We start from the raw sequence: 16278 nt of genomic DNA on the forward strand, positions 1-16278 counted from the left end.
CGTGCGGCTTGACCCTATAACTTTGATAGCCTTTGCTTAAAGAAATTTAAGTGATCTTCAAAGATTGTTATGCCAAAGCTGACGCAGTCAAAATACAAATTCGAAAAAAACTGATTCCAGACTCTATGAATTGGCTGTGCTGATCAATGATCAGCGCGGCAACCCTTTATGCCTGATGACCATAGCAAGTTGGCCCCACTCCTTCCCATCTCGAACAGGACAGTGAAACGACTTCGCGCCGATGATAGTGCGGGTTCCCGTGTGAAAGTAGGTCATCGTCAGGCTCTTACAGCCAGCAAATACCCCCCGCTCAGCAATGTGCGGGGGGTTTTGTCTTTCTGCTTTGTGTTCTTGCACTAGGTAAAATTTACTGGATCTGAATATGCAATTGCAGGATATTCTTTTTTCTCAGGGCTTTGGAACGCGACGTGTGTGTTCAGGTTTGGTGCAGCATGGGCTGGTGGAGATTTACGGAGCTGATTCGAAAGAGTCCCCTGTTTTATGCACTGACTCAAGTGCTCGCTTTGAGCCAGAAAACTTATGTTTGCGGATACAGGGAGTGGATTGGCCTTACTATGCAAAAGCCTATGTAATGTTGCACAAGCCAGCAGGAACTGAGTGTTCACAAAAACCATCGACCTATCCCAGTATTTACACTTTGCTTCCGGCTGCGTTGCGCCAGCGCCCGACAAAAAGTGCCGTGCAAGGGGTGCAGGCGGTTGGGCGATTAGATCAAGATACGACCGGGCTTTTATTGCTCAGTGACGACGGACAGTTCATCCATCGCATGAGTTCGCCGAAAAAACATGTCCCCAAGATCTATCAAATCACTGCCAAACATCCAGTGACACCCGAGCAAAAGGAGCGCCTGCTGGCAGGTGTGGTTTTGGATGATGATCCCAAGCCAGTGCGCGCCGCCACCTGTACGCTAGTGGATGAACATCGGTTGGATCTGACTTTGACTGAGGGAAAATATCACCAGGTCAAGCGTATGTTGGCCGCTGTGGGTAACCGTGTGGAATCCTTACACCGCTCGCGCATTGGCGCATTGGAGTTGCCTACGGATCTCGCCGTAGGCCAATGGCGGTGGTTGGCCCAGGAAGATCTGGAAAAGCTGCGTTCGATTAGCTGATCAAAAAATAGAGATCAATCACTGCCATCCACCGAGGCACTCCAGCGGCTGCCCCAAGAGTTGGCACGCTCCATGTCACGTCGGTTGCGTTTGGTGGGACGACCTTCCATCAAAGTATGGGCCGGCTCGGGCGCCAAGCGGCGTTGTTCGGCGGTTTGTTCACGGGCACTGATACTTTCGGCCGTTTCTTCATAAAGTTGCTGCGCTACAGGTGCCGGGCCGCGTGCGTTGCTCAAGCCGCGCACCACCACTGTGCGTGCTATGAGCCCCTGCCGCAGGGCAACGGTGTCGCCACAGTGCACTTCACGTGAGGCCTTGGCCGCTTGACCATTAATGGTGACATGGCCTTTAGCGATTTCATCTGCCGCTAGGCTGCGCGTTTTGAAAAAACGTGCGCACCAGAGCCATTTGTCGATGCGCAAGATGTCGAGCTGGTTCATAGTGCTTATTTTGCCGTGGCGGGGTTTGTGCTGAAGCACGTGCATACCCGCATCAACCCGGAAAAGGATGGGGCAACGATGCCTTGGTGCAGGCCGCGCTATCCACAGTTTGTGCTCAATCTTCCCTGAGAGCGCGTTGAGCGTTCCGTATTGAGAAATCCGACTGGTGGCTGTAGAGCTGCATGTCACCGCGTAGCCGGTGCTGCACCGGGCAGGGTATGGGCCGCGCCGCTGTATCGAGCCCCCTTGCTTTGTACGGATGTAGCGCCGGGCTATGCTGTCGGCCGTGGGCGGCCCGCTGGCCGAGTGGGCGTGCACCGGATCCTTTGCATATACCGGTTTTATTTTTATAAGGAGAATTTTCTATGACTGAAAATTGGCTTCCGACGCTACTGACCGCCACGCCCCAGGAAGGATTTGAACTGGCTATTACGCTGAGCCGCCGTGGCGTCAAATATACGCAGCCTGATCCTGAGAAGTTGAAAAAAATGCGCCCTGAATACGCAGATTCGGCCGATGCACTGACGGCAGCATCCCAAGTGATTGCCATCAATTTTCAGACAGCCTCCGCTGCGAACAACTACTGGCGCAAGTGATGCGTTAATCGAGTCATGCCGTGATGAACCGCGGGCGTCTATGGGATGCCCTTTTTTGTGGATCACTTCACACACTGCATTGCATCAAAAAAATAGCTACTACTGCATGGCCGATAAAGGTTTGGCCCAGTTTTGGCCTAATATTTATTTTCAGGGCAGGTAAAGCGCGCGGAAGTCGTTGACATTGGTGAAGCTTGGCCCGGTCATGACCAGATCGCCGAGCGCGGCAAAGAAGCTGTAGCTGTCGTGGCGATCCAGATGCTCGGCAGGCGACAGGCCGAGTGCGGCGGCGCGTGCCAACGTGCTGGGCGTGGCGAGGGCGCCGGCGTTGTCTTCGCTGCCGTCGATGCCATCGGTGTCAGCGGCCAGTGCGTATACCCCAGGCTCGCCTTGCAGCGCGATGGTGCAGCTGAGCAAAAACTCGCTGGCGCGGCCGCCCCGGCTGGGTGCTTTAGTGGGTTTGCTGGCGCCTAGCGTGACGGTGGTTTCGCCGCCCGAGAGGATGACGCAGGGCCGGGTAAACGGCTGGCCATGCTGCGCCACCTGCCGGGCGATGGCGGCGTGCATCTGGCCGATGTCGCTGCTTTCGCCTTCCAGCGCATTGGACAAGATGTGTGCCGCCACGCCATGCGATTGCGCCAGTGCAGCGGCGGCTTCCAGGCTGTGCTGGGGCGTGGCGATGAGCTGCACGCGCTGGCTGGCAAAGCGCGCGTCGCCGGGTTTGGGTGTTTCAAATTGGCCGCTGCGCAGTCCGGCTAACGCGGCTGCGGGCAAAGTCAACTGATAGCGCTGGCAAATGGCCAAGGCCTCGGCGCAGGTGCTGGCGTCGGGCACGGTCGGGCCGCTGGCGATGGTGGCTGGGTCGTCGCCGGGTACGTCGCTGATCAGCAACGTCACCACGTGCGCCGGTGCGGCCAGTGCTGCCAAGCGCCCGCCTTTGAGGGCCGAGAGGTGTTTGCGCACGCAGTTGATCTCGGCAATGGTGGCGCCGCTGCGCAGCAAGGCAGTATGGATGGCCTGTTTTTCGGCCAGCGTCAGGCCAAGCGCGGGCTGCGCCATCAGCGCCGAGCCGCCGCCCGAGAACAGGGCGATCACCAAATCATCAACGTCCAAACCCTGTACCTGCTGCGCGATGCGCTCAGCGGCGTCTTGGCTGGCGGTATCCGGCACCGGGTGCGCCGCTTGGAGGATGGCAATGCGGCTAGAGGTGTGCCGAGCGCCTATCGGTACATGGCCATAGCGGGTGACAACCAAGCCGCTCAGCGGTGCCTGCACCGGCCACAGCGCCTCCAGCGCTGCGGCCATGGCCGCGCTGGCCTTGCCGGCGCCAATCACCACCGTACGCCCGGCGGGCGGTGCGGGCAGAAACGGCGCCAGCGTGTCCGCCGTTGGCTGGGCGCGCGCCACGGCGACGTCGTAGAGTGCGCGCAAGAAGGCGCGCGGTGCGTGGCTGGCGGGGGTCATGCCGTTGATACTTTCTATGGTTTCTTTGCTGGCGCGACCGTACCGTTATGGCGTGGCCGGCTGGGAAAGCGCAGGCGTGTGTGCCCTGCCACTTGGCAGGCGCGGCGAAAGTCGCGTAGGGTCCGCTCGGCTAGTGCCAAGACGCTGTCCGCTGCTGCCGGCGTGGCGCTGGCGTCTTGGCCGGTGAGCACGGTGATGCCATCGCTGACGTGACCGGCGGTGTAGATGTGAAAGCGCCCGGCGGCCACGGCATCGACCACGCGCTGCTCTAGCATCAGTTGCTGCAGGTTGCGCGCCGGAATCAGGGCGCCTTGCGTGCCGTCCAGACCGGCGGCCTCGCAGACCTTGAACCAGCCTTCGATCTTTTCATTGATACCGCCCACCGGCAGCACCTGACCATGCTGGTTCAGTGCGCCGGTCACGGCAATGCCCTGCGCCAGCGGTACGCCTGATAGGGCAGACAGCAGCGCATACAGTTCGGCGCATGAGGCCGAATCGCCTTCGACGCCGCTGTATTCCTGTTCAAAAACGACAGAGGCGTTCAACGCCAGCGGGGCAATGTGCTCAAACAGGGCGGTCAGGTAGCTGTGTAGGATCAGCACGCCTTTGTCGTGGATGGGGCCGGACATTTCGACCTCGCGCTCGATGTTCAGTAGCCCTTCGTGGCCGGCAAAAGCATGTGCCGTGATGCGCACCGGAAAACCAAAGCGGTAGTCGCCCTGGTCGATTTGCGTCAGCGCATTGACTTGCCCGATGTGGCTGCCGTGCAGGGTGATCAGGCGCTCGCCATCGGCAATGGACTCGTGCAGGCGCTGTTCGGTGTAGTTGTGGCGCAGCGTGCGCGCTTGCAGGGCGGCCTCGATATCGGCAGCTTCGACCCAGGTACCGGCGCGTGCGCGGCACAGTGCGGCGCTTTCCGTAGCCAGGGCTTCGGTCTGCGCAAACAGCGCGCTTTGGCGCGTCTGGTCGTCGGCCTCGCGGTGCGATTGCTCCAGCAGGCGCGCCACGGCGGCGGCTGAAAAATCAGGCAAGCGGCGTTTGCGTGCCATGTGCGCAATGAACACGGCGGTGGCGTGGCGCGTCTCGGGGGTGCTGCGAAAGGATTCGGCGAAATCGACCTTGGCGCGAAAGCGTTGTGAGACTTCGGGGTCGGCGGCTTGCAGGGCGTAGTACTCCTCCACCGAGCCGATCAGCACAATTTTGACTTCCACCTCGACCGGCTCGGGCTGCAGCACCAAGCGGCTGGCGTGGCCGGGGGCACTGGCCGGGGTGTCGTCTTGTTGCACCCGGGCACAGCGCAAAAAGCGGCGCAGGCGCTCCCACAACCCCTCGGCGGCAGCCACGTCGCGCAGGTGCAACATTAAAAAACCACCATGCGCCTTGAGTAGGCTGCCGGCGTGGATGGCGCCCAAGTCAGTGGGTGCGGCATCTTCGTCCGTGCTGGCCTCGACGCTGCCAAACAGACTGCGCAGCTGCGGGTTGTCTTCAATGATTACTGGCGCGGCCGTGCGCCCGCTGTTGTCTACGGCCAGGTGAATGCGGCACTGCGCCAACAAGGCCTCCAGGGCGTCCTTGCGATCTTCCTCGTCGTCTGTGGCGGCCTCGGTGCTGCTGTCGTCGCCCACGCCGTCACTGCCATCGTTGTTCGATGGCAGGAACAGCGCCAACTGTTCTAGCAGCGCTTTTTGTACCCGGCCCAGCCAGTCGGTCAGTTGGGTGTTGACTGGCGTGGGGTCTGGCAGACTGGCGCGCACTGCGCTGTGCAGCCCCTCCAGCGCCTGTGCCAGCAGTGGTGCGATGGTGGTGCGGCGCAGATCGGTGCGGGCCTGCTGGTAGCTGCGTTCGATCGGGCGCAGGGCCGCCAGCACGCGGGCAATTTCTGCACGCAATGCCTGCTCGGCCTCGGCGATGGCGGTGCGCTGCCCGGTGGGCAGGGCGCTGGTTTGGGCGGGTGTTTGTGGCTTGCCGTGGCTATCGAGCAGGGTGAACACCATGTGGCCGCTGTCGCGTGTCAGGGCAAATTGGCGCTGACGTGCAAACGTCTCCAGCGCGGCAAAGGCCTGGTCCTGTTCGGTCTGGTGGCTTTTGTCCAGATCGGTGTTGTCGGCGCGAAAGTCGGCTTCTTCCAAGCGTTTGGCGATGTCGTTTGGCAGCAATTGCAGTGCTTTGTCCATGCCCGCGCGCAGCACGCGTCCCTGGCCTGCGGGCAGGCGCAGCGCGTGCGGGCGCTCGGGTTGATCGAAGTGGTATAGGTAGCACAAATCAGGCGGCACTGGGCACAGCGCGGCGGCTTCGTGCATGGCTTGGGTCAGGAGCGAGGTGCGGCCACTGCCTAGCTCGCCCAGTACGAACAGGTGGTAGTCGGGCTGCTGCATCCCCAGGCCAAAACGTGCGGCTGCGGCGGCGCGCTCTTGGCCAATCCAGGGCAGGGGTAAGTTTTGCAGCTCGCCGGTGTGCGCAAAACCGAGCGTGGCCGGGTCAATGCGCAGGCGCAATTGCGTGGGAGCGAGGGATTGGGGCGGCGAGACAGGATCGGTGGAAGGCATGGTAGGCGCTGCGGGGCAGCACAAAATAAGAGTCAAATAAGGCTATAACGCTTACGGTGTAAGCGCTGTAAGCTATTAAATAAGGAGTATCAGTGAGGGGCTCAGGCTCAAAGGTCTGCGTTACTGGGCCTGGTCAGCGCGGTGCGCCACCGGCCACGGCGTGTGCGCGGGCGCCGGCCAAGGCGATGCTGTCCTCCACCTGCACCGGCCAACCACCCAGGTGTTGCTGCGCAATGTGGCTCAGTGCGGTGATCCAGTCGGGGCTGTCGTTCAGGCAGGGGATGTAGTGAAACTCTTTGCCGCCGGCGTGCAGAAAGGCTTCGCGCGCTTCCTGGCTGATTTCTTCCAGCGTTTCCAGGCAGTCGCCGGTAAAGCCGGGGCAGATCACATCCACCCGGCCGACACCGGCTTTGCCCATCTCGATCAGCGTTGGCTCGGTGTAGGGCTGCAGCCATTTGGCCTTGCCAAAGCGCGACTGGAAAGTCAGCTGCCAATCGTCTTTATGCAGACCCAGCCTCTCGGCCAGCAGGCGGGCGGTTTTGTGGCTTTCGCAGTGGTAGGGGTCGCCCAGTTGCAGCGTGCGCTCGGGTACGCCGTGAAAGCTCATCACCAGCTTGTCGGGCGGGCCGTTGTGTTTCCAGTGCGTTTGCACGCTGCGCGCCAGCGCGTCGATGTAGCCGGGGTCATCGTGGTAGTGGTTGACAAAGCGCAGCTCGGGCACATTGCGCGTGCGCGCCGCCCAGCGGTAGACGGCATCGAACACGCTGGCGGTGGTGGTGGCGGAATACTGTGGGTACAGCGGCAGGATCAGGATGCGGGTGGCGCCTTCAGCCTTGAGAGCGTCGAGTTGACTGGCAATGGATGGGTTGCCGTAGCGCATGGCGTGGCGCACCAGTACGTTGCTGCCGGCTTCGCCCAGCCAGCCGCGCAACAGCGTCGCTTGTTTGGCTGTCCACACCGCCAGCGGCGAGCCGTCCGGTGTCCAGATGCTGGCGTATTTGGCGGCCGACTTGGCTGGGCGCGTGCGCAGAATGATGCCGTGCAGGATCAGCCACCAGATCGGCTTGGGGATTTCGACCACGCGCTGGTCAGACAAAAACTCCCCCAAGTAGCGGCGCAGCGCCGATGCCGTCGGGGCGTCGGGTGTGCCCAGGTTGCACAGCAGGATGGCAGTTCGAGCGGCTTGCCCGTGGATGTAAGGGGGTTCGGTGTGAAAAGACATGCGGCATTCTCGCGCACGGCTTGCAATGGGGATGTCTGCCGCGTGGGCGCCCCCGCCGGTGGCCCGGCTGATACACCTTGCCGGTGCGTCAATCGTGTTCGGTGGCCAGACGCACCAGACGCACTGGCAGCTTGGTGCTGCGCGGAACGTCACCACTGCCCTGGGCGGTCTCCATGTCTACGGCCCAGCCATCCAGCGCAGTCAAGCGGCTACCGGTGACGCCGGCGTTGCCTTGGGTCATGTTGGTGTAGTTGTACTGGTTATTCGAAAAATTCTTGATGTTGGCCGTACTTGTCCAGTGCATGCCGAACGGCGCGGCCGGAAAAAGCAGCGGCGGGATACCCGGCGGGTTGGCTTTTTTATCGACCAGGCGGCGCAGTTCATTGACCCGCGGCAGACGCCAGCGTAGCCCTTCGGCCTTGGCGCGTGCCTGGGCTACGGCGGTGGCTTCAGCGCGTTCAAACAATTGGCGCTGACCGGTACAGGTTTTGCCGTTCCAGTGCATGCCTTCGACGCAGCGGGCCCAGGCCAGCTTGCTACGCCGGTCAATGATGGCGGTGCCATCAGCAGAGGGCCTCAGAGTCGAAGTGGCAGAGGCGCTCGCCGCCGCGGCGGCGGCGGCGGCGTCGGGAGCCTGGACATCAGCTGGTGGTGGCATTGACGTCGGGGCGGGCGCCTGGGCCAGCACTGCGGCCGTCCAGCCCAGCGCTAGGCTGGCAACGACATGACGCCAGACAAAAAGGGCGGATTTCATGGGACTATGGCCTTTCTGAGTGCGTGAATGAGGGGTGGCGCACCGCAGGGCGTGTGGTGCGCGCTATCCGTGCGAGCTTAGTGCGCCGGGTGTGTTTTTTCCCAGCGCGACTTGCAGGCCACGCAGTGCTGGGTTTGTGGCTCGATTTTCAGTCGCTCAAACGGAATGGTACAGCCGCATTCACCGCAAACACCATAGCTGCCATCGGCCATTTTTTCGAGCGCACGGTCAATACGTACCACGTCGGTAGCGTCCAGATCGGTCAGCGCCTGGTTGACTTCACGCGCCACATTGCGTTGCAGCACCGCGCCTTCGTCGGCGCTGGGGGGCGTGAGGTTTTCCTGGTTCTGTTGTATCTGTGCCTGCAGATCATGGCGGCGTGTCAGCAGCAGCGCCTTGAGTTCCTCGTGCTGGGCAAGGGTCATTTTTTGGTTCATGGGGGTGTCTCCGACAAAAGGAAAGGTGGCAGGGAAAGGCTGGCAGCGTGCCCGCTGCGCTCCAGACCAGAATACCTCCTTCAGGCGCCGATATACCAGTGGCTAGCCTCAAGTGTTCGTATTGTCATGCGCCCTTATGGATTTTTTAGAATTCCACCCGCTCGAAATCAGCTTTGCCGACATTGCACTCCGGGCAGCGCCAGTCCACCGGCACATCGGCCCAAGGTGTGCAGGGTGCGATACCGTCTTGTGGCCAGCCGGCGGCTTCGTCATACACCAGCCCGCAGGCGATACACATATAAATATAGGTTTTCATGAAACATGACTTTCTGTTCGGCTGGGGATCAGTCCGTGGGGCGATTGTTGCCATTCCCAGGCGTCGTAGGCGATGACCGCCAGCAGCAGCGCAGCGGCCAGCCAGCGGCGATTTTTTTTCACTAGGTCGGGGCCAGCGCCCGGTGCGCGCCCGGTCAGCATCGGCAGGGCCTGGTTTTTGCGCCGCAGCAGGCTCAGACCGGCGATCAGCGCCAAGTGCAGCAGCACGATGGCCAACATCACCTCGCCAAACCAATCGTGCAGCGCATTGACCCCATCACCGCCCAAAAAATCGCCCCAGTTGTGGTCGCTGGCGTAGCCGGTCAGCGTCAGTGGCAGCACCAGTGCCAGTAAGGTGACCACGGCCAGCGCGGTCAGCAGGTTTTGGCCTTGGCGCCAGTTAATTTGTGCCCATGCGAGCAGGTGCGTCAGGGATCGCAGCCACGCCCCCATGCCATGCAGTTTGCGTAGCATCGCGCTTAAGCGCACTGGGCGTGGGCCGAACAGGCCGTAGGCCAGCCGAAACACCAGCAGACCGGCCAGCGTGTAGCCCAGCGTGAGGTGCAGCAGGCGCCAGCGCTCGCTGTCGGCGCTCAGGTAGGCGCCGAGAAAACTCAAGGCAAAAAGCCAGTGAAACATGCGCATCGGCGCGTCCACCACCAAACGGCTGGGGTGGGGCACTGACTGGGTCGGTTGCGCTGTAGCTGTAGCGTGCGGGTGGGGTACAGGAATGGTTTGCATGGCGGGGCTCGGTTCAGTTTTTCCAAGGCAACCAGCGGTTCCAAGTCTTTTTGGAGTGCTGCATCGGTGCCTCTATGCCGGCAGGGAAGTGGACGTTGTCGTCGTCGTAATCGCCCTCGTCGGCACGGGTGTGGCAGGTGCCGCATTGGGCGGCGCTCTTGATGCTGGCGTGCTGCCAGACGCTGGGGTTGATCTTGCGGTGCTTGTGCTCAAACCAGGCCGAGCGGGTCAGGCGATCCTCGGGCGGCTCTTCGCGTACCCGTTTGTAGGTGCCGGCATGGGCCTGCAGCCAGGCACTGAGTTGTTGCGTGGTGGCGCTGTCCAAGGAGGCGTCGGTGCCAAAGTGCTGATTGAGCCCGACCATGGTGCGCTGCCACGATCGGGCTGGCAACAGGCTGGGCGGGTAGGCGGTGTGGCAGGCACCGCACTCTTGCGTATAGCCGGGCGGGACGTTGCGTGGCATGGCGCGGCCGCTGTCGGCCTGAGCGTTGCTGAGGGCGGCAAAGGCCAGCGTGGTAGTGGCCAAGGCGGCTTGCCAAGAAGGGAGATAAGAAATGGTGGCCATGCTGGCTCCTAGGGTTTGAGGCGGTTGAGGTAGGCCAGCACGTCGGCCTTTTCGTTGGCACTGCATTCCCGTTGCAGCACGTCTTTGCAGTTGCGGCGAAACCATTTATCGACCTTGGCGGTGTCGGTAAAAACTTTGGGGTTAAACGCTGGTGCCAGCGGCGCGATTTTTTTTCCAGTGCTGGCGTGTTCACCCTGTTTGGTGGGCGGGGTGCCGTGGCACGAGGCGCAAGACCACTCGCCGCCATGGCGGGCGTTAAAGAAGGTGGCTCCCTGCTCGGCGTTGCCGGGGCGGCCAGCCTGGGTGCTCCAGTGGCTCAGTTGTTGTGCGGCGGTGGTTTCTGCGGCGTGGCTGGTCAGTGGCAGCCACGCGCTGAGCAGCGTGACCGACAGCACGGCTGCCAAGGAAATGGGGCGTTGAAAAAAAGTCATGGCAAGGGCTTGGGGGCGGTCAAAAAAGAGAGGTCGGCGCGGCCAGAGTGAATGGAGAGACATTCTTGGTGTGCGAACTTGAATCGGGTTTGAAGGCGCTGTTCATCGTCCATTCAGGTGAGCGCGGCCTGCCGATAAAGGCGCAGCGGCACCCGCGTGCGCTCAGGACGCAGCGGCGCCAAGACCCGGCAGACGGTTTCTGGCGCCGCGTCCACCAATAAGGCGATATGGCGCAGTGCCGGAAACATCAGCTGGCCACCCGCGCTGGCTTGTTGCAACAGCGCATGGAAATAGTCGATGCGGTTCTCGACCGAGCCGGTTCTGAGTGCCAGCAGGTGATCGCACGATTGCTGGTGCTGGCGCACCATGACCGCCGATACCGTCAGGCGCCGTACTGCAATGGCTTTGACAGTGCTGGGGATGATCGCCGTGACTTGTGTGCTTGCGCTCAAGTCACACATCGCTTCGGTGCCCACCCAGTCACTCGGCAGCGCCAGCCGCAGGCTGACCCGTGCACCGGGCATGCTGCGTTCCACCAGTAGCATGCCGTCCAGCACCTGCCAGACACTGTTGGCTAGGCTGGCCGGATCCATGACTGCGCTGCGCTTCAACGGCCAGAAGTCGGTTTCGATGGCGTGGAGGGTATTCATGGAGAACTCCGTTCTATGGGTGGTTTGTCTTGTCCAGCGCCGTCAAGGCTTCTGGTTTTGTGCGGCAAGCTTGCGTTGCCGTACCTGTACCCAAGCTGAAAGCGGTGTTCATCAACGGTTCAGGTCTCTACCGGACAATCGCCGTCATGTCCTGTGCTTTTCGTTGCTCTCTCGTCCACCCTGTGCGCCACTGTGCGCTGTTGGTGTGGGTCTGGCTGGTGTGCAGCTTGGGCGCGGCACCCGCCTGGTCGGGCAGCCACGACGACCATGAACGCGCCCTGCAGGCGGTACAGTCCGGCCAAGTGCTGCCGTTGACCACGGTGCTGGAGCGCCTGGGGCGCGAGCACCCGGGCCAGGTGCTGGAGGTCGAGCTGGAGCAGGACGATGGTCAGTGGATTTATGAAATCAAGCTGCTGAGCGCCGATGGCCAGTTGATGAAGCTCAAGCTCGACGCCCGCACGGCGCAGGTGCTGCGCTTGAAAGTACGCGAGGCCGGACGCGGCGGCTCCCATCACCCTGCCCGCTGAAAAACTTTAACCACCGAATCGACGATGCGCATCTTGTTGGTAGAAGACGAACCCACCCTGCGCGCGCAACTGCGCGCCGGTTTGCAAGACGCCGGCTATGTGGTGGATGAAGCCGACAACGGGCGCGACGCCCACTTCATGGGCGATACGGAAAATTTTGACGCCGTGGTGCTGGATCTGGGCTTGCCGCTGATCGATGGCCTGACGGTGTTGCAGCGCTGGCGTGAGGCCGGGCGCATCATGCCGGTGCTGATCCTGACTGCGCGCGGCAATTGGTCAGAGAAGGTGGCCGGCATTGACGCTGGGGCCGACGACTACCTGACCAAGCCGTTTCACATGGAAGAGCTGTTGGCGCGGCTGCGGGCGCTGATTCGCCGCAGCAGCGGCTTGGCGTCGCCGCTGTTGCAGTGTGGCGATTTGGCGCTGGACACGCGCAGTGGTCGGGTCACGCTGGCTGGACACCCCGTCGCCCTCACCAGCCATGAATACAAGGTGCTGGGCTATCTGATGCACCGCCAGGGCAGCGTGGTGTCGCGCACCGAGCTGAACGAGCATATCTACGCCCAGGATGCCGACCGCGACTCCAACACCATCGAAGTGTTTGTCGCGCGGTTGCGCAAGAAACTGCCGGGCGCGCCGATTGAAACCGTGCGCGGCTTGGGCTATCGCCTGCAGCAGCCATGAGTACGCCGCCGCAGCGCCACTGGGCACAGTCGCTGCGCTTTCGGCTGTTGGCGGCCACGCTGGTCGGTTTGGCGGTGGCACTGCTGCTGGCGGGCTGGGTGCTGAGCAGCTTGTTTCGGGAGCATGTGCTGCAGCAGTTTGAAGCCACGCTGACCCAGCAGCTCGATCAGCTCACCGCCCAGCTTGAATTTGACGCGGCGGGCCGGCCGCGTATCGACAGCCAGGCGCTGTCGGACCCGCGCTGGCAGCGGCCATACTCCGGGCTGTATTGGCAAATTGACGAAATGACCCACGACGGGCAGGAGCGCAGCGGTGTGCTGCGCTCGCGCTCACTCTGGGACACCCGTTTGCAGCTGCGGCCCGATGCCATGGCCGACGGCGCGCTGCATGTGCACGAAGGTTTGGGGCCGCAAGGGGCACCCTTGCTGATGCTGGAGCGTTCGTTGCGCGCCGGGGCGGCGCCGGGGTCGCGCTGGCGGCTGGTAGTGGCGGGCGATTTGCAGGAGACGCAGCAGGCGGTGCAGCACTTTACCGGCGTGCTGGTGATGTCGCTGGCGGCACTGCTGGTGCTGCTGGCGCTGGCGGCCTGGGCGCAAGTGGCGGTGGGGTTGCGGCCTTTGCGCGCTTTGCAGCGCAGTTTGCAAGAGGTGCACCAAGGCCATGCCGCGCAGCTGCAGGGCGTGTTTCCGCAGGAGGTGCAGCCGCTGGTCAACGACTTCAACCAGGTGCTGGAGCGCAATGCCGAAGTGGTGGCGCGCGCCCGCACCCATGCCGGCAATCTGGCCCATGCGCTGAAAACGCCGCTGTCGGTGCTGGACCAGGCGACGGCGCAGGTCGGCAATGATTTAGAGCGCTTGGTGCAAGAGCAGCTGGCGCTGGCGCGGCGCCATGTCGATTGGCATTTGGCGCAAACCCGCGTCGCTGCCACGCAGCGCTTGCCGGGTCAGCGCACCGCGGTGGCGCCGGTGGTGGCGGGCCTGGTGCGGGTGATGGAGCGGGTGTACGCAGCGCGGGGCTTGGCGCTGAGCGTCGAGCTGGGTGATACCCCCTTGTTGTTTGCCGGCGAGGAGCAGGACTTGCAAGAAATGCTGGGCAACCTGCTAGACAACGCCTGCAAGTGGGCCCATACGCGGGTGTGCATTCGCGGTGGCCTGATCGCTGGTGCCATGCCGACACGGCTGCGGTTGCAGATTCAGGACGATGGCCCGGGGATTGGAGCCGAACACCTGCAAGCGGTGGTCGCCCGGGGCGTGCGTTTGGATGAGGCCGTGCCTGGGACTGGCCTGGGTCTGGCTATCGTGCAGGACTTGGTGGCTTTGTACGGCGGGCGACTGGCGTTGCAGCCGCTGGCCAGCGGCGGGCTGGTGGTGACGGTGGAACTGGCTGCGGTCGGCTGGCGTTCACCAGAGTGATGGTTTGGAGGGTTAAATAAGCCTCTAACCCTTGCTGGTCATGCGCTTTAAGCTATTGATACGATAGTTGTTTGCGGGAGTGCGGGGCCAGGATCGTGGCCTGACCCCGTAAGGGGCTTAGAACTTCACCGTCAAACCCACATTGAGAGAGCGTCCCATGCCGGGCACGCGCACGCCCCAGGGCACGCCGCCGCCCATGGTTGCGCCCTGGCCCACGTAGGCACCGCCTTGTGGGTGGGCGTACTGACGATCCAACAGGTTGTCTATGCCAGCATCCAAGCTCACTTGCTTCCACTCGTAGCTGGCGCGCAGGTTGAGCAGGCCATAACCGGCGCTGCTCAGTTCGTTGCGCTCAGCGGAGACGCGCGTCTTGGCGGTCACCATGAGTAGTTCGGCGGTGCTGCTCCAGCCACCCTGGCGCTGCGTCAGCGCCAGGCGGGCATTCAGCGGCATGGTGTTGTAGAGGTTGTCACCCGAGGTGCGATTTTTGCCCTTGACGTAGCTGACCATGCCGGTGGCAGTGAACTGGCCCCAGCCACCCAGAGGCCCCAGATCGGCAAAACCGGACAGATCCAGCCCGTGCAGGCGTGCGTCCTGGTTGGCAAAGCGCAGGTAAACGAATTTGTCGGCGCCGCTCAGGTTGGCGTTGCTGCACGCCGCCATGGCGCCCATGCCGCCGCCGCAGCGCTGGGCGTCGATGTAGTTGTTGACATAGGTGAGGTACGGCGTGGCTGTGATGCCCCACTTTTGGCCGCTGGCGTCGTGCCAGTTGGCGCTGGCGCTCAGGGTGTTGGCCACTTCGGGTTTCAGATCGACGTTGCCCACATAGCCATTGCCGTCGCCCGCCAGATTGACCATGCGCATGGCCATGCCGTTGGTGGACCAGCTGTAGCGCTCGTACAGATTGGGCGAACGGGTCTTGTGCGCGTAGCCAAACTCGTAGCTGGCCATCTCGCTCGGCGTGAAGCGTGCCAAGGCGGTGGCGTCGAGGTTGTGGTCGGTGCGCTGGCGGTCAAGTGCATTGAAGGCGTTGGCGTCGGCGCTGTAGCTGGCGCTGTAGCCCTGCACCGCGCCGCTGTTGCTGCGTACGTTAGCGCTGCGCAGACCGATTTGTGACAGCCATTGGGCGCTCCAGCGTGTCTCCCATTCGGCAAACACGTCTAGGCGCTCGCGCTGGCCATTGTGGATATTGTTGAAGGTGTTGGGCGCCATCATCATGCCGCTGCCGGACGGCAGCCACCAGTCGTCCAGGCGGTAGTTTTGCACCTCGGCGCCGACGCGCAAGGTGTCGCGTGCCGACAAGATCACGTCCGCCTTGACCGACACGCCGGTGGTCTTGCCTTCGGTGTCCATCGGCATTCCGGGTGCGTCGCCGTACCAGAACTGCTTGTCTTCGCCAAAGTTCATAGAGTGGCGGGTTTTCTCGTGGTAAGCACGCGCTTGCAGCTGCCCCCAGTCGTACTGGCCTTGGTAGCGCAGATTGATTTGGTGGCTGTCGTTGCGCGTCATGTCCATGCGCTGGTTCGGGTAGTTTTGGTAGGGAATGTCTTGCAGGCCGAGTTTCAGTTCGACCAGATGGGCATCGCCGCGCAACGCAAAACCTAGCGAATGGTTGCGGGTCTTGTAACTGGTCGAGCCGACTTCGTTGCTATCCAGCCATTGCGTTGGCTTATTGGTCGCGGCCGGGCCAGCCGCTTTGAAGTCTTTGGCAGAATGGTAATTGTCGGCCTGGGCGGTTGAGCCGTCGTAGCGCAGGCTCATCTGCTCGGTGGCATAGGTGGCCGAGAGGTTGGCGCCCACGCCGTTGCCGTTGCTGCGGTAGAAAGTCCCCGCTGAGCCCTTGATCAGCGTGCCCTGGCCGGGCGCGGCAAATTCAGGCGGCGTCGCTTCGACCTGGATGGTGGCGCCAATGCTGTCGCCGCCGACGCTGACCGGCACCGCGCCGGCAAATACGCGCACCGTGCCGACACGGGTCGGGTCAATATAAGAAAGCGGTGGGTTCATGTGGTTGGCGCAGGCCGACACCAGATCCATACCATCAATTTGAATGCGCAGCCGGTCGTCCGTCATGCCATGCAGACTGGGCAGGCCCGAGACACCGCCGGCGCCCTGCACGCTGAAGCCGGGCAAGTTGCGCAATAGGTTGGCGCTGTCACTGCTGGCGCTGCGGCCGGCTTGCAGGGTGCTGACATCGATGCTGGTGGCACCCACGGTTTGCATGGTTTTATCGGCCTTGACGGTGACAGGCTGGAGCGTGTTGTCTTGCGCTAGTGCAGCAAAGGGCAGGGCCATGATGAGGGCGCACAAGGGGCGCAGCGCAGGCGTGCGTGAACGTGAATGTGAGCGGGTAGAGAAAGTCATA

At 62.5% G+C, this 16278-nt stretch carries 17 protein-coding genes and 1 rRNA gene; 6 read left to right on the forward strand and 12 right to left on the reverse strand.

Annotated features, from left to right (window positions below):
• Positions 1-171: 171 nt before the first annotated feature.
• Together rrf and Q390_RS0115410 are read left to right on the forward strand one after the other, a co-directional pair.
• Positions 172-284: ribosomal RNA gene (gene rrf, locus Q390_RS0115405) — 5S ribosomal RNA — on the forward strand.
• Positions 285-382: 98 nt separating this feature from the next.
• The gene (locus Q390_RS0115410) at positions 383-1132 is read left to right on the forward strand and encodes a 16S rRNA pseudouridine(516) synthase (RefSeq protein ID WP_027996868.1); all 750 of its coding nucleotides are present in this window, start codon (positions 383-385) and stop codon (positions 1130-1132) included.
• Between the two features lie 14 nt (positions 1133-1146).
• Here the strand turns inward: Q390_RS0115410 and Q390_RS0115415 are convergent, their stop codons facing one another.
• Positions 1147-1572, reverse strand: coding sequence for an RNA-binding S4 domain-containing protein (locus Q390_RS0115415; protein ID WP_027996869.1), 426 nt, complete (start codon positions 1570-1572; stop codon positions 1147-1149).
• Between the two features lie 365 nt (positions 1573-1937).
• Between Q390_RS0115415 and Q390_RS0115420 the strand changes: the two genes are divergently transcribed.
• Positions 1938-2168, forward strand: a complete 231-nt coding sequence (locus Q390_RS0115420; RefSeq protein WP_027996870.1) for a hexameric tyrosine-coordinated heme protein — start codon at positions 1938-1940, stop codon at positions 2166-2168.
• Positions 2169-2318: 150 nt separating this feature from the next.
• On the opposite strand, the gene Q390_RS0115425 is transcribed toward Q390_RS0115420, so the two are convergent.
• The 10 genes from Q390_RS0115425 to Q390_RS0115470 all read right to left on the reverse strand — a co-directional run bounded on the left by Q390_RS0115425 (position 2319) and on the right by Q390_RS0115470 (position 11293).
• Entirely contained in the window at positions 2319-3632 is a 1314-nt protein-coding gene (locus Q390_RS0115425; RefSeq protein ID WP_027996871.1) for a glycerate kinase type-2 family protein, read from the reverse strand.
• 14 nt (positions 3633-3646) lie between these two features.
• Complete coding sequence (locus tag Q390_RS18715; RefSeq protein ID WP_051603285.1) at positions 3647-6178, reverse strand: Lon protease family protein; 2532 nt, start codon at positions 6176-6178, stop codon at positions 3647-3649.
• Positions 6179-6311: 133 nt separating this feature from the next.
• Complete coding sequence (hemH, locus tag Q390_RS0115435) at positions 6312-7400, reverse strand: ferrochelatase (RefSeq protein WP_027996872.1); 1089 nt, start codon at positions 7398-7400, stop codon at positions 6312-6314.
• Between the two features lie 88 nt (positions 7401-7488).
• Positions 7489-8154, reverse strand: coding sequence for an Lcl C-terminal domain-containing protein (locus Q390_RS18720; RefSeq protein ID WP_245606942.1), 666 nt, complete (start codon positions 8152-8154; stop codon positions 7489-7491).
• 77 nt (positions 8155-8231) lie between these two features.
• The gene (locus tag Q390_RS19230; RefSeq protein ID WP_051603286.1) at positions 8232-8591 is read right to left on the reverse strand and encodes a TraR/DksA family transcriptional regulator; all 360 of its coding nucleotides are present in this window, start codon (positions 8589-8591) and stop codon (positions 8232-8234) included.
• Between the two features lie 145 nt (positions 8592-8736).
• Complete coding sequence (locus tag Q390_RS0115450; RefSeq protein WP_027996873.1) at positions 8737-8907, reverse strand: rubredoxin; 171 nt, start codon at positions 8905-8907, stop codon at positions 8737-8739.
• Positions 8904-9647: a cytochrome b/b6 domain-containing protein gene (locus tag Q390_RS0115455; RefSeq protein ID WP_027996874.1), complete on the reverse strand. Its 744-nt coding sequence runs from the start codon at positions 9645-9647 to the stop codon at positions 8904-8906. The genes Q390_RS0115450 and Q390_RS0115455 overlap by 4 nt, the downstream gene beginning before the upstream one ends.
• Positions 9648-9660: 13 nt before the next feature.
• Positions 9661-10212, reverse strand: coding sequence for a diheme cytochrome c (locus Q390_RS0115460; RefSeq protein ID WP_027996875.1), 552 nt, complete (start codon positions 10210-10212; stop codon positions 9661-9663).
• 8 nt (positions 10213-10220) lie between these two features.
• Positions 10221-10643 carry a DUF1924 domain-containing protein gene (locus Q390_RS0115465; RefSeq protein ID WP_027996876.1) on the reverse strand — a complete coding sequence of 141 codons (423 nt, stop codon included), beginning with the start codon at positions 10641-10643 and terminating at the stop codon, positions 10221-10223.
• A gap of 113 nt (positions 10644-10756) precedes the next feature.
• On the reverse strand, positions 10757-11293 hold the full coding sequence (locus tag Q390_RS0115470; protein ID WP_027996877.1) for a cyclic nucleotide-binding domain-containing protein: 537 nt from the start codon (positions 11291-11293) through the stop codon (positions 10757-10759).
• 146 nt (positions 11294-11439) lie between these two features.
• Between Q390_RS0115470 and Q390_RS18730 the strand changes: the two genes are divergently transcribed.
• Genes Q390_RS18730 through Q390_RS0115485 form a run of 3 tightly spaced genes read left to right on the forward strand, consistent with a single transcriptional unit; the run spans position 11440 to position 13916 of the window.
• Positions 11440-11820, forward strand: coding sequence for a PepSY domain-containing protein (locus tag Q390_RS18730; protein ID WP_084153958.1), 381 nt, complete (start codon positions 11440-11442; stop codon positions 11818-11820).
• 24 nt (positions 11821-11844) lie between these two features.
• The gene (locus Q390_RS0115480) at positions 11845-12504 is read left to right on the forward strand and encodes a response regulator transcription factor (protein WP_027996878.1); all 660 of its coding nucleotides are present in this window, start codon (positions 11845-11847) and stop codon (positions 12502-12504) included.
• Positions 12501-13916, forward strand: a complete 1416-nt coding sequence (locus tag Q390_RS0115485; protein ID WP_027996879.1) for a sensor histidine kinase — start codon at positions 12501-12503, stop codon at positions 13914-13916. The genes Q390_RS0115480 and Q390_RS0115485 overlap by 4 nt, the downstream gene beginning before the upstream one ends.
• Before the next feature lie 117 nt (positions 13917-14033).
• Here the strand turns inward: Q390_RS0115485 and Q390_RS18735 are convergent, their stop codons facing one another.
• Positions 14034-16277 carry a TonB-dependent receptor gene (locus Q390_RS18735; RefSeq protein ID WP_051603288.1) on the reverse strand — a complete coding sequence of 748 codons (2244 nt, stop codon included), beginning with the start codon at positions 16275-16277 and terminating at the stop codon, positions 14034-14036.
• Between the last annotated feature and the right edge of the window lies 1 nt (position 16278).

It is taken from the genome of Simplicispira psychrophila DSM 11588, from assembly GCF_000688255.1.
Lineage (GTDB): Bacteria > Pseudomonadota > Gammaproteobacteria > Burkholderiales > Burkholderiaceae_C > Simplicispira > Simplicispira psychrophila.